Annotated in this window: 11 protein-coding genes; 2 read left to right on the top strand and 9 right to left on the bottom strand. The window is 56.2% G+C overall.

The window, feature by feature from the left end; genetic code table 11:
• Positions 1–41: 41 nt before the first annotated feature.
• The 8 genes from fabF to yceD form a co-directional block, all read right to left on the bottom strand.
• Positions 42–1,283 carry a beta-ketoacyl-ACP synthase II gene (gene fabF / locus HB631_RS21085; RefSeq protein WP_213993138.1) on the bottom strand — a complete coding sequence of 414 codons (1,242 nt, stop codon included), beginning with the start codon at positions 1,281–1,283 and terminating at the stop codon, positions 42–44.
• 83 nt (positions 1,284–1,366) lie between these two features.
• The gene (gene acpP / locus HB631_RS21080) at positions 1,367–1,603 is read right to left on the bottom strand and encodes an acyl carrier protein (RefSeq protein WP_132922487.1); all 237 of its coding nucleotides are present in this window, start codon (positions 1,601–1,603) and stop codon (positions 1,367–1,369) included.
• Positions 1,604–1,757: 154 nt separating this feature from the next.
• Complete coding sequence (gene fabG / locus HB631_RS21075; protein WP_213993137.1) at positions 1,758–2,492, bottom strand: 3-oxoacyl-ACP reductase FabG; 735 nt, start codon at positions 2,490–2,492, stop codon at positions 1,758–1,760.
• 11 nt (positions 2,493–2,503) lie between these two features.
• Positions 2,504–3,436, bottom strand: a complete 933-nt coding sequence (gene fabD / locus HB631_RS21070; protein WP_213993136.1) for an ACP S-malonyltransferase — start codon at positions 3,434–3,436, stop codon at positions 2,504–2,506.
• 78 nt (positions 3,437–3,514) lie between these two features.
• On the bottom strand, positions 3,515–4,468 hold the full coding sequence (locus tag HB631_RS21065; RefSeq protein WP_213993135.1) for a beta-ketoacyl-ACP synthase III: 954 nt from the start codon (positions 4,466–4,468) through the stop codon (positions 3,515–3,517).
• Positions 4,469–4,474: 6 nt separating this feature from the next.
• Complete coding sequence (gene plsX, locus HB631_RS21060; RefSeq protein WP_213993134.1) at positions 4,475–5,509, bottom strand: phosphate acyltransferase PlsX; 1,035 nt, start codon at positions 5,507–5,509, stop codon at positions 4,475–4,477.
• Positions 5,510–5,524: 15 nt separating this feature from the next.
• Positions 5,525–5,695 (bottom strand): 50S ribosomal protein L32, encoded by a 171-nt coding sequence (gene rpmF / locus HB631_RS21055; protein ID WP_213993133.1) that lies wholly within the window; start codon positions 5,693–5,695, stop codon positions 5,525–5,527.
• Between the two features lie 16 nt (positions 5,696–5,711).
• Complete coding sequence (gene yceD, locus HB631_RS21050; RefSeq protein WP_213993132.1) at positions 5,712–6,233, bottom strand: 23S rRNA accumulation protein YceD; 522 nt, start codon at positions 6,231–6,233, stop codon at positions 5,712–5,714.
• Positions 6,234–6,373: 140 nt separating this feature from the next.
• Here yceD and HB631_RS21045 point away from each other — a divergent pair, with 140 nt between their 5' ends.
• Positions 6,374–6,982, top strand: coding sequence for a nucleoside triphosphate pyrophosphatase (locus HB631_RS21045; protein WP_213993145.1), 609 nt, complete (start codon positions 6,374–6,376; stop codon positions 6,980–6,982).
• Here the strand turns inward: HB631_RS21045 and rluC are convergent.
• The gene (rluC, locus tag HB631_RS21040) at positions 6,969–7,925 is read right to left on the bottom strand and encodes a 23S rRNA pseudouridine(955/2504/2580) synthase RluC (protein WP_213993131.1); all 957 of its coding nucleotides are present in this window, start codon (positions 7,923–7,925) and stop codon (positions 6,969–6,971) included. The genes HB631_RS21045 and rluC overlap by 14 nt on opposite strands.
• 694 nt (positions 7,926–8,619) lie before the next feature.
• Here rluC and rne point away from each other — a divergent pair.
• Positions 8,620–12,603 carry a ribonuclease E gene (gene rne, locus HB631_RS21035; protein ID WP_213993130.1) on the top strand — a complete coding sequence of 1,328 codons (3,984 nt, stop codon included), beginning with the start codon at positions 8,620–8,622 and terminating at the stop codon, positions 12,601–12,603.
• Positions 12,604–12,701 lie beyond the last annotated feature (98 nt).

Genomic DNA, 12,701 nt, shown 5'->3' with positions numbered 1-12,701 from the left:
AAAAATGGCCCGATTAACGGGCCATTGGATGTCACTCCAGGTTAGATTTTACGAAATACCAGCGAGCCGTTGGTACCGCCGAAACCGAAGGAGTTACACAGCGTATATTGCATGTCGGACATCTGACGGGCTTCATGGGGCACAAAATCCAGGTCGCACTCTTCACCGGGATTATCCAGGTTGATGGTGGGCGGTATTGCCTGATCGCGCAATGCCAGCACGCTGAATATAGCCTCAATCGCCCCGGCGGCACCTAACAAATGGCCGGTCATGGATTTTGTGGAGCTTAACATGACTTTATGGGCATCTTCCCTGAATACCGATTTAACGGCGTAAGTTTCAGCCTTATCACCTACCGGCGTTGAGGTGCCGTGAGCATTGATATATTGCACCTGACCCGGAGTAATACCCGCGTCATGCAAGGCATTTTCCATAGCCAATGCCGCTCCGGCGCCATCTTCCGGCGGCGAAGTCATGTGATAGGCATCACTGCTCATGCCGAAACCCACCAGTTCGGCGTAAATTTTCGCGCCGCGTTTTTTTGCGTGTTCGTATTCTTCCAATACCATGACGCCTGCACCGTCTCCCAGCACGAATCCATCCCGATCGCGGTCCCATGGACGGCTCGCCGCCTGGGGATCGTCATTGCGGGTGGACAACGCGCGAGCGGCGCCAAAACCACCGACGCCCAGAGGAGTACTGCCTTTTTCGGCGCCACCGGCCAACATCACATCCGCATCGTTATAAGCGATTATTCGCGCGGCATGGCCGATATTATGCACCCCTGTGGTACAAGCGGTGGCGATACAAATGCTGGGTCCACGCAGTCCGCACATGATGGTCAAATGACCGGCAATCATGTTAACGATGGTGGAAGGCACAAAAAACGGACTGATTTTACGCGGCCCGCCGTTAACCAGCGCAGAGTGGTTGTCTTCGATCAGGCCCAGCCCGCCGATACCCGAACCAATCGCCGCACCGATACGGGTAGCGTTTTCCTCGGTGACCACCAGTCCGGAATCCCGCATTGCCTGTATTCCAGCGGCAATGCCGTATTGAATGAAAATATCCATCTTGCGTGCTTCTTTGCGCGAGAGATAATCTTCACAATTAAAATTTTTCACTAAGCCCGCAAAACGCGTTGCATAGGCAGAAGTATCAAAATGGTCGATCAGGCCGATGCCACTCTGTCCGGCAAGGAGCGCGCTCCACGTAGATTCTACGGTATTGCCAACAGGAGACAACATGCCGAGTCCGGTCACAACTACTCGACGCTTAGACACGCTTGTCCTCCAGGGAGGGAAAATATGATACTATGGGACGAAAAAAAACTTAGGCGGTCGAATGACCGCCTAGGGATGTTCGCTTACTGCTGGCTTGCCTGAATGAAATCAATCGCTGCCTGAACAGTAGTGATTTTCTCAGCTTCTTCGTCCGGAATTTCGGTATCAAATTCTTCTTCCAGCGCCATAACCAGCTCAACAGTGTCAAGGGAGTCTGCGCCAAGGTCATCAACGAAAGAAGCATTGTTCACGACTTCTTCTTTCTTAACACCCAGTTGCTCAGCGATGATTGCCTTAACTTTTTCTTCGGTAGTGCTCATACTCTTAAATTTCCTATCAAAACTCGCTTTCGCGATGGTTTTCGTAGTGTATAAAATGTTGAAAAAGATGCAACTAAATCCCGGCTGGTCAAACCACGATTTTATGCTATTTTGCGGTTTTTACCACAAATAACGCAAATGATTTTCGTGCTTTTCACAGCATATACATGCCGCCATTGACATGTATCGTTTCACCGGTAATGTATGCCGCCTCGTCAGAAGCGAAAAAAGCAACAACACTGGCAATTTCCTGTGGATCGCCGAGACGGTTGGCCGGAATTCTGGTCAAAATGTCCGCTCGGTGTTCATCTGTCAACGCTTCGGTCATATCTGTAGCTATAAATCCGGGAGCCACCACGTTAACCGTGATGCCTCTTGAAGCGACTTCCCGAGCCAGGGATTTGCTAAAACCCACCAGGCCGGCTTTTGCCGCGGCATAGTTCGCTTGCCCGGCATTACCCATTGAGCCGACAACAGAACCGATGGTGATGATTCTGCCGTAGCGCTTTTTCATCATCGCGCGCATTACCGCTTTAGACATGCGGAACACGGAGGTCAGGTTAGTATCTAGGATAGACTGCCATTCCTCTTCTTTCATGCGCATCAGTAGATTATCACGCGTGATGCCGGCATTGTTCACTAAAATGTCGACTTCGCCAAATTCCGCACGTATTTTCTCCAAAAGTGTCTCAATGGAGGCGCTATCGGAGACGTCAAGCCGCAGCCCCTTGCCTTTGCCGGCGAGATAAGCGCTGATGGCGTCGGCGCCCGGTTCACTGGTGGCGGTACCGATAACCGTGGCACCGCATGCCGCCAGTTTCTCGGCAATGGCGCGACCGATACCCCGGCTGGCGCCTGTGACCAGCGCGATTTTACCTTCAAAACTCATTAAATTCCCCATTATTTTTGCTCAATCGCCGCGGCCAGAGAGGCAGGATCGTTTACCGCCAGGCCGGACAGGGTGTCGACGATGCGTTTGGTCAAACCGGTAAGGACTTTGCCGGGACCCACTTCGATCAATACCTCGGCGCCCTGGGCGGCGAGGTATTGCACCGTTTCCGTCCACCGCACCGGATGATACAGCTGGCGCACCAGAGCACTACGGATGGCATCGGGGTCAGCTTCCACTTTCACGTCGACGTTATTCACCACCGGCAATTCAGGTGAGGAAAAACGAACGTCACGCAGGGCCAGCGCAAGTTTTTTAGCCGCCGGTTCCATCAACGCACAATGGGAAGGCACGCTTACCGGCAAAGGCAAGGCGCGTTTTGCGCCGGCCGCTTTACACGCCGCTCCGGCACGCTCAACCGCCTCTTTATGGCCGGCGATCACCACCTGGCCCGGCGAATTAAAATTCACCGGCGCCACCACCTGTCCCTGGGCCGCCTCCTCGCAGGCTTTGGCGATGGCGGCGTTGTCCAGACCGATAATGGCCGACATGCCACCGACGCCGGCGGGAACCGCTTCCTGCATCAGCTTGCCGCGCAGTTCCACCAGCTTGACCGCCTCAGTGAAATCCAGCACGCCGGCACACACCAGCGCGGAATATTCACCCAGGCTATGACCCGCCAGCCAGGCGGGCATCTTGCCGCCCTGCTGCCGCCAAACCCGCCAGATGGACACCGATGCCGCCAACAGCGCCGGCTGGGTCTGCCAGGTTTTATTCAATTCTTCCACCGGCCCTTGCTGCGTCAAGGCCCATAAATCATATCCCAGTGCGGCGGATGCTTCGCCAAAAGTGGTCTCCACCAGCGGGTAAAGCGCGGCCAGCTCAGCCAGCATACCCACGGATTGCGATCCCTGTCCGGGGAAAACCATTGCAATTGCTGTCATGTTTTTATTCCTGTTATACCCTTCATCTTTCACATTGCAGTTGGGTTGGCTGCAACGCGAAAGCTATTGGGTATTAGGTTAAAATCTAATCAGAGCCGAACCCCAGGTAAAGCCGCCGCCGAAAGCTTCAAGCAAAATCAGCTGTCCCCGTTGAATCCGGCCGTCACGCACCGCTTCGTCAAGTGCCAGCGGCACGGACGCGGCGGAGGTATTGCCTTGGCGATCCAGTGTAACGATGACTTTATCCATGCTCATATTGAGCCGCTTCGCCGTGGCGGCGATAATGCGCAGGTTCGCCTGATGGGGCACCAACCAGTCAAGCTCGGCGCGATCCAGCCGGTTGGCGGCCAGGGTTTCATCCACGATGTGCGCCAGTTCGGTAACCGCCACTTTGAACACTTCGTTGCCCGACATGGTCAGAAACGCCGGCGCAGTGGGATCGAGACGGTTATGATACGGCAAGGTCAGCAGTTCGCCGTAACGGCCGTCCGCGTGTAAATGGGTGGATAAAATACCCGGTTGTTCACTGCGTCCCAGCACTACGGCGCCCGCGCCGTCGCCGAAAAGAATCAACGTGCCGCGATCGGTGGGATCCAGGGTGCGGCTCAGCATATCCGAACCCACCACCAGCGCATATTCCACCGCGCCGCTTTTGATATATTGATCCGCCACGCTCAGCGCATAGGCAAAACCCGCGCACGCCGCGGCAATATCAAAAGAAACCGTATCGCGAATGCCCAATTTAAGCTGGATCTCACATGCCGAACTGGGAAAAGCATGGCTCGAAGACGTGGTGGCGACAAGAATAAGGCCCACCTGATCGGGCCGGACGCCGGCCATGTCGAGGGCTTGCTGCGCGGCGGTAAAACCCATGGTGGACACCGTTTCGTGCACGCCGGCGATACGCCGTTCACGAATACCGGTACGCGTCACAATCCATTCATCGGAAGTATCCACCATCTTTTCCAGGTCCGCATTCGACCTTATTTGCACCGGAAGATAACTCCCGGTACCGAGAATCTTTGTATACATGTACGCTTAATCACTCTTGGGTAATACCGCATCCAGGCGCGCGGCGATCCTTTCGGGAATCTGCCGCTCCACCGCTTGCATTGCCTGTTCGATCGCGACGGCGAACGCGCGCTGATTCGCCGCGCCGTGACTTTTGATAACCGTACCACGTAAACCTAACAGACATGCGCCATTATATTGGTCGGGATTGAGATGACCGAATTGGCGGGCGAGACGTTTTTTAACCCAACGTTTCGCGAACTTCATAAACCAACTCTGCCTGCCGCCGTCCCCTGAGGATTTAAGCAAAGACAGAAAAAGTCTTATCACCCCTTCCATGGTCTTTAATGTGACATTGCCGACAAACCCGTCACAAATCAGTACATCGGTCTTTCCGGTCAGCAATTCGTTGGCTTCAAGATACCCGATATAATTGATTGACGGAATACTTCGCAGGATTACCGCCGCCTGGTGAATATTATCGAGGCCCTTGGTTTCTTCCTCGCCGATATTCAGCAACGCCACCCGCGGATTTTTAATACCGATGATATCTTCCGCCACCACGGCGCCCATAATGGCGAATTGAGCCAACATCTCGCCGTCGCATTCCACATTGGCGCCCAAATCCAGCACCACGGTTTTACCCCGCTGCTGATGGGGCAATATGGTCATCAGCGCCGGGCGCTGGATGCCCTCCAGCGGCTTGATCAGCAATTTGGCCAGACCCATCAGCGCGCCGGTGTTTCCGGCGCTGACGCAGGCCTGCGCCCGCCCCTCCTTGATCAATTCCAGCATGATGCGCATGGAAGTGCCGCGACTGGCCCTGATGGCAACGGAGGGTTTTGCGTCACCGGCAATAACGGATTCAGCGGTAATAACCGTCAAACGCTCTCGCAGAACGGAATCTGTTTTTGACAGTAAAGGATTTATTGCGGCAGGATCGCCCACCAGCAGCAGCTCTAATTGCGGATGATAAGCCAGTGCCTGCAAAGCAGCAGGCACCGTAACGGCGGGACCGAAATCACCGCCCATTGCATCTAACGCAAGGGTTAGACGTATCAATGTATCGCCTTTGGATTACTTGGCGATAACTTTGCGACCGCGGTAGAAACCGTCGGCAGTGATATGGTGACGCAGATGAGTTTCACCGGAAGCTTTGTCCACGGAAACAGTGGATGTGGTCAGCGCGTCGTGTGAACGGCGCATGCCACGGGTAGAACGAGACGGCTTGGTTTGTTGTACGGCCATGGACCTTACTCCTTGATTACTTACGCTTTAAACTGGCTAATACGGAAAACGGGTTAGGTTTTTCAACCTCGGACGGCAATTTGCCGAATACCTGTTCCGTGTCGGACACTTCACAGTGTTCAGGATCATGCACCGGTGCGATGGGTAATGAAAGAATAATTTCGTCTTCCATCATTGCCAGCAGGTCTACCTCGCCGTATTCATTGACATAGGCTGCTTCGTACGCTTCCGGTAATGCCTCAGCCTGTTCGTCGGTGACGACCGGGCTAAAACAAAATGTCGTGTGTACCTGATGTGCAAACGGCTGGTTGCAGCGCTGACATGTGAGCGTAACCGCCACATCCGCACCGCCCCTGATAACCGCCAGGCGTTGATTATCGATATCGAACGATAACGCCGCCTGAACATCGCTATCCACACTTACCACGGATTCGGCAACACGACTCACCTGCTCAGGGCCGTAGACACCGATATAGTCCAGGCTTTTCTGAGCGGCACGTGCCGCATCGATGGTCAGGGGTAATTTTACCTTTTGCATAGGGCGCGCATATTAACTTTGTAACGGCATAGAGTCAAAGAAAAAGGCTAATTATGAGTGCCTTTTACCAATATTCGCTTCCAGAGCGGCGAACAGTTTAAAATGAGTCAGGGAAATACGCTATGGTTGGATTAAAATTTATGTGCAAAATTGTGCTGGCTTCTTCTTCGCCCTTTCGCCGGGCGCTACTGGAAAAATTAATGCTGCCGTTTCTCACCGCCGCGCCGGATATCGATGAATCCCCGCTGCGGGGGGAATCGCCGCGGGACATGGTGCTGAGACTGTCCGCCGGCAAAGCCGCCGCCCTCCGCCGACAGTATGATCAGCATCTGATTATCGGTTCCGATCAGTGTTGCGTCCTGGGGAATGATATCACCGGCAAGCCCCATAGCCGGGAAAACGCCATAAAACAGCTGCGCCGCGCCAGCGGCAGGAGGGTGACGTTCTATACCGGTCTGGTGCTGCTCAATAGCCGCACCGGGCGGCTGCAACAGACGGTGGAGCCGTTTCAGGTCACATTCCGCAGCCTGACGGAGAGCGAAATCGAGGGTTACGTGGACGCCGAACAACCTTTGAACTGCGCGGGGTCGTTTAAATGCGAGGGGCTGGGCATCACCCTGTTCCACTCCCTCGACGGCCGCGACCCGAACAGCCTGATAGGCCTTCCGCTCATCGCCCTGGCGGCCATGCTGCGCAATGAGGGGATTAATCCCCTGACGGCCCGCAATCCGCCCGCTATTTGTGATTAAGCCGCATATAGGCCAGGCACTGGCGTAATTCATTATCAAGCGGCGCTTCGATACGCATGGTTTCCCCGGTGGCCGGATGATCGAAGCGCAAGGCGGCGGCGTGGAGAAATAGCCGATGCAGGCCGGTTTCTTTCAGAAGGCGGTCGAATTCGGCGTCGCCATAACGATCGTCAAAGGCGATGGGGTGGCCGGCAAACTGCGCATGCACCCGGATTTGGTGGGTACGGCCGGTGACCGGACTGGCTTTCACCAGGGTGGCGCGAGTGAACCGCTCTTCTACTTTGAAGCGCGTCTCGGAGGGTTTACCCTCGCTGCCGACCCGCACGATACGTTCACCGCTGGCCAGGATGTTTTTCACCAGCGGCGCGGACACCGCCTTGTTATGGGACGGCCATTCGCCGCGCACCAGCGCCAGATAATCCTTTTGCATACCCTTCAGACGCAGCTGTTCATGAAGCAAACGCAGGGCCGAACGTTTTTTGGCAATCAGTAGCACCCCGGAGGTATCGCGATCGAGACGGTGCACCAATTCCAGAAAATGGGCGGAGGGACGCAACGCCCGCAATCCTTCGATGACGCCGAAGCTTAACCCGCTGCCGCCGTGCACCGCCGTACCCGAGGGTTTGTTGAGAATCAGCAAATGATCATCTTCATACAACACCGCGTTCGCCAGCGCCGCCACTTTATCCAGATGGACGGATACCGGAGCCTGTTCAGGTTCCGATTGACGGACCGGCGGGATACGCAGTTCATCGCCGTCTTCCAGTTTGTATTCCGGTTTGACTCTTTTTTTATTGACCCGCACTTCCCCTTTACGCACGATGCGGTAGATCATGCTTTTCGGTACGCCTTTTAATCGTGTACGCAAAAAATTGTCGATTCGCTGGCCGGCCTGGTCAGCGGAAATGGTGATAAATTGTACGCCGGTATTATTTTCATTCATGGGAGGCGATTCTAAATATACCGCCGACATAGCGCCACTCCTTTTTCTGTGCTTAACTGTGCTTTAATCGGTAAGAAAGTTTTGCGGGTTGTTTTCGCCTTCACGGCAGACAGATGTCGGCGGAATATATACCCAATGGCTTTCAAGATGCAGCTAGGCGGCAAGCGAGAGAATCCTGATGAGCTTACTAATAATGTAGGTGATTCGGGTGAACGAGCGCCGCCAACACAGCTTCGAGTTGAAAGATGATGGATATAACCGTAAATCTGAATCTTGTTGCCGAGAGGTAAAGTCGCCTTGCTATATGTGTGTCAGCGGTGGAATAATGTGTCAACTTTCCATGCTGCTCCCGTAAAGGCGAGGAAACGTGGAATTTTTTAAATTTGCCTGATTAGCCATACACGCGGCAATGGCGTAAGACGTATTGGTTATTCAGGCAGTTAGCGGGCTGCGGATTGCAGCTTGGCCGGCAAAAGGAATTCGTTCTGGCGACAGACTTCAGACGTTATTCCCTCAGTAAAAGCGCTGTTTTTCTCTCAGAAAACAGGCTACCGAAATAATGCGCCCCTCTGCTGACGACAACCGTGAGGTTGACGGTATTGCGACAAGTCACGGGGCCGTCGGTGATTACCCGGTCTTGCGTTTTTTTTGCCCGCAGCTCTGATGCCAATGCATAAAAAAGAGTAAGTTGAAGATGAAGAGAATGTTAATAAACGCAACTCAGCAGGAAGAGTTGCGTGTAGCCCTGGTAGACGGCCAGCGGCTCTACGATCTGGATATTGAAAGCCCCGGTCATGAGCAGAAAAAAGCCAATATATACAAGGGTAAAATCACCCGTATTGAACCCAGTCTAGAAGCGGCGTTTGTGGATTACGGCGCCGAACGCCACGGATTTCTTCCCCTGAAGGAAATCGCCCGCGAGTACTTCCCCGCACAATATTCATCCCATGGCCGGCCCAATATCAAGGACGTGCTGCGGGAAGGCCAGGAAGTGATTGTTCAGGTTGATAAAGAAGAACGTGGGAATAAAGGCGCAGCCTTGACCACCTTTATCAGTCTGGCCGGCAGCTATCTGGTCCTGATGCCGAATAACCCTCGCGCCGGCGGGATTTCCCGTCGTATCGAAGGCGACGATCGCACCGAGCTGAAAGAGGCGTTATCCTCCCTGGAGCTGCCTGAGGGCATGGGACTTATCGTGCGTACCGCCGGGGTGGGTAAGTCCGCCGATGCGTTGCAGTGGGATCTGGCTTTCCGCCTCAAGCATTGGGAAGCGATTAAAAAAGCCGCCGAAGGACGGCAGGCGCCTTTTCTGATTCATCAGGAAAGCAATGTCATCGTCCGTGCCTTCCGCGATTATTTGCGTCCCGATATCGGCGAAATTCTCATTGATAATCCCATCGTGCTGGAAAAAGCGAAGGAACATATCGCTTCTCTCGGCCGTCCGGATTTCAGCAGCAAGATCAAATTGTACAGCGGCGAGATCCCGCTGTTCAGCCATTATCAAATCGAATCGCAAATCGAATCCGCCTTCCAGCGCGAAGTCCGGCTGCCGTCGGGCGGTTCGATTGTCATCGACACCACTGAAGCGCTGACCGCCATCGATATCAACTCCGCCCGCTCCACCCGCGGCGGCGATATTGAAGAAACCGCGTTCAACACCAATCTCGAAGCAGCGGATGAAATCGCCCGTCAGCTTCGCCTGCGGGATCTCGGCGGCCTGATTGTTATCGACTTTATCGATATGACGCCGGTAAGGCATCAGCGTGAAGTTGAAAACTGCCTGCGTGAATCCGTGCGACAGGATCGCGCCAGGATACAAATCGGCCGTATCTCCCGTTTCGGTTTGCTGGAGTTGTCCCGTCAGCGCCTGAGTCCTTCCCTGGGTGAATCCAGTCATCATGTCTGCCCGCGCTGCGGCGGTACCGGCACCATTCGCGATAACGAATCGCTGTCGCTCTCCATTTTACGCCTGATTGAAGAAGAGGCGTTGAAAGAGAATACCCACGAAGTCCACGCCATCGTGCCGGTGCAGATCGCGTCTTACCTGCTCAACGAGAAACGCGATTCGGTGAACGCCATCGAGAAGCGTCAGGGCGGCGTGCGGGCCATCATTGTCCCCCACGATCAGATGCAGACACCGCACTATGCTGTTTTGCGTGTCCGCAAGGGTGAAGAAGCGCCTACATTAAGCTATCTGCTGCCGCAGCTGCACGAAGCGGAAATGGCTCAGCCGTCCGAAGAGCTCGCCGCTGAGCGCAAACTGCCCGAACAGCCGGCACTGGCCGCATTTGTCATGCCGGATTCACCACCGATAGCCAGCGATACGGCAATCAAGGAACCGGCCCCGGCCGCGGCGGATATCGTCGCCGCCCCTGCCCGTCCGGTGGCCTCCGAGCCGGCCGGCTCCGGTTTATTGAGCCGCGCCGTCAGCCGGATTAAAGGCTGGTTCAGCACTCCGGCGGAAGAAGAGAAACCGGCAGAGCCTGTGGAACAGGTTGCCGTCGAAGAGACCGATGCGCCGCGTCGTCAGGGAGGCCGTGGGCAACGCCGTCAGAACGTGCGGCGCGATCGTAACGGCGAACGCAGCGGCGAACGCAGCGGCGAACGCGAACCGCGTGCTCCACAGGAAGGCAGGCAGCCTCGTGAACCTCGCGAGTCACGGGAACCGCGGGAACGCCGTGACGAAGCGCGCAAAGGCAAACGCCCGAATGCGCCGGTCGAGACGGAAATCATCGATGAAATAGAAGAGACCCAGGCCGAGATTCAGCCGACGCCACGTCGCGAACCTCGTGGGGATCGCCCTCGCCGCCGCCAGGATGACAAACGCCAGGCGCCGCAGCAGGAAGCCAAACCGTTACCGGTTGAAGAACCGGTCGACATCATCGAGACGGTGAATGAAGACGACCAGCCGACGCCGGCAATGCCGCGTCGCCCGCGTCGTAACCTCACGCAAAAAATCCGTGTGACCGATGCCGCCGTCGAGACTGACGCGCCCGCCGCCATCGAGGCGTCCTATACCGCTCCGGTGCAGGAAAGTCATCAAACGCCGTTGCCGATTCTGGCGGATGTTCAGGATAATGCATCCTCGGAAGGTTATAGCGATAACGGACGCAACAATAACGAAACGGGTTTACCGCGCCGCTCCCGCCGGTCGCCGCGCCATTTGCGGGTCAGCGGTCAACGCCGTCGCCGCTATCGTGACGAACGTTACCTGTCTCAATCACCGGTGCCTCTGAGCAGTGCGGTGATGTCGCCGGAAATGGCGTCCGGTAAAGTCTGGATAAGCTATCCGATCACGCCGGTCGAACGCTTCGAGCCGTCATCCGTTCAGCCGCTGGAAGAACTGGAACCTCTGCTCGGGAATGACCAGACCGGCGTAATGCTGTCCGGGCCGCTGTCGGAACATGAACGTCCCGCGTCTACGACGGTCCCACAACATACCACCCAGGCACAGCAGGCCGCCGTCGATGAAGTCCCCTCGGTAATCAAAGACGAGGATCATCCAGGATCATGGGCGATGTTATCCGCCGCCAAGCCGGCTGAGATAGTAACGGACGAACCTTACGGCAGCGTAAAATCCGCTTCCGTCTCGTCCGCTGCAAATCGCCCGGATGAAATCTCATTCGACGATGAGGACGCAGAGGATGCCGATAGCAACACCTCTGCCCGGTTCACCCCGGCGGCTGATACCGGCGACGCCGATGCCTACACCCCGGCTCAGTCCGCTTCGGCGGCTGAAACCGGCGACACCGATGCCAGCACTACGGCTCGGTCCGCTTCGGCGGCTGAAATCGACGATGCCGATGCCAGCACCCCGGCGCAGTCCGCTTCGGCGGTTGAAACCGGCGATGCCGATGCCAGCACCCCGGCTCAGTCCGCTTCGGCGGTTGAAACCGGCGATGCCGATGCCAGCACCCCGGCTCAGTCCGCTTCGGCGGCTGAAACCGACGATGCCGATGTCAAGACACCGGCCCATACGGTGCCTGCTGTCAATCAGCCGATTGTCACCGGTTCGACTGCCCCTGAAACCGATGCCGTTGTTCCGGCCCAGCCGGTAACGGTGCCGGTCGTCACCCAGCCGGTGGTCACCGGTTCGGCTGTCCCTGAGGCCGATGCCGATGTTCCGGCCCATCCATCGCCGGCAGTGACTCAACCGATTGTCACCGGTTCGGTAGCACCGGAGAGGGATGCCGAGATTCCGGCTCACCCGACGCCGGCCGCGCAGCCTGATGATATCGCACAGGGTACGGATATTATCCCCGCCAAGTCGCCGGTGGTTGTATATCTCTCGGACGAAAGCATTGTCGCCAGTCAGCTCTCCCGCAAAACGACGGAGACGGACCTGAATCCGATCGCACAGGCCCCGGTCGGCGTTAACAGGGTTGAGGCACAGGCGGACGAAACAGGAACAGCCGCCGTACAGCCGGCTGCGGAAAACCCAGACGCGCTCAACGGTTCGCCTTCCGACCTCTCCGCTTCACAGCCGCTCCCTACACATCACGTGAGCGCGCCGATGACCAAGGCCCCCGCCCCGGTTTATGTTCCACCGGTGGAAAAGGCCGGAGAGTGGCATCGTCAGGATTATCACTTTGAAGGACAGGGTTCGGCCGGCGGCCATGCGGCGGTAAACCACGCCGCCGCGCCGGCCGCCAAACCGACGCTGCCTGATAAAGAGTGACACCTCGTCTTGGCGACGGACCCCGTTGCCAATAAGCTCAGACCCGCCTCGGCGGGTCTTTTTTATTGCAAGGCCGGCGTCAATACCGGTTCCGCCAA

This window comes from Sodalis sp. dw_96 (assembly GCF_018449575.1).
GTDB lineage: Bacteria > Pseudomonadota > Gammaproteobacteria > Enterobacterales > Enterobacteriaceae > Acerihabitans.
This window is presented reverse-complemented; position numbering and strand designations above follow the sequence as displayed.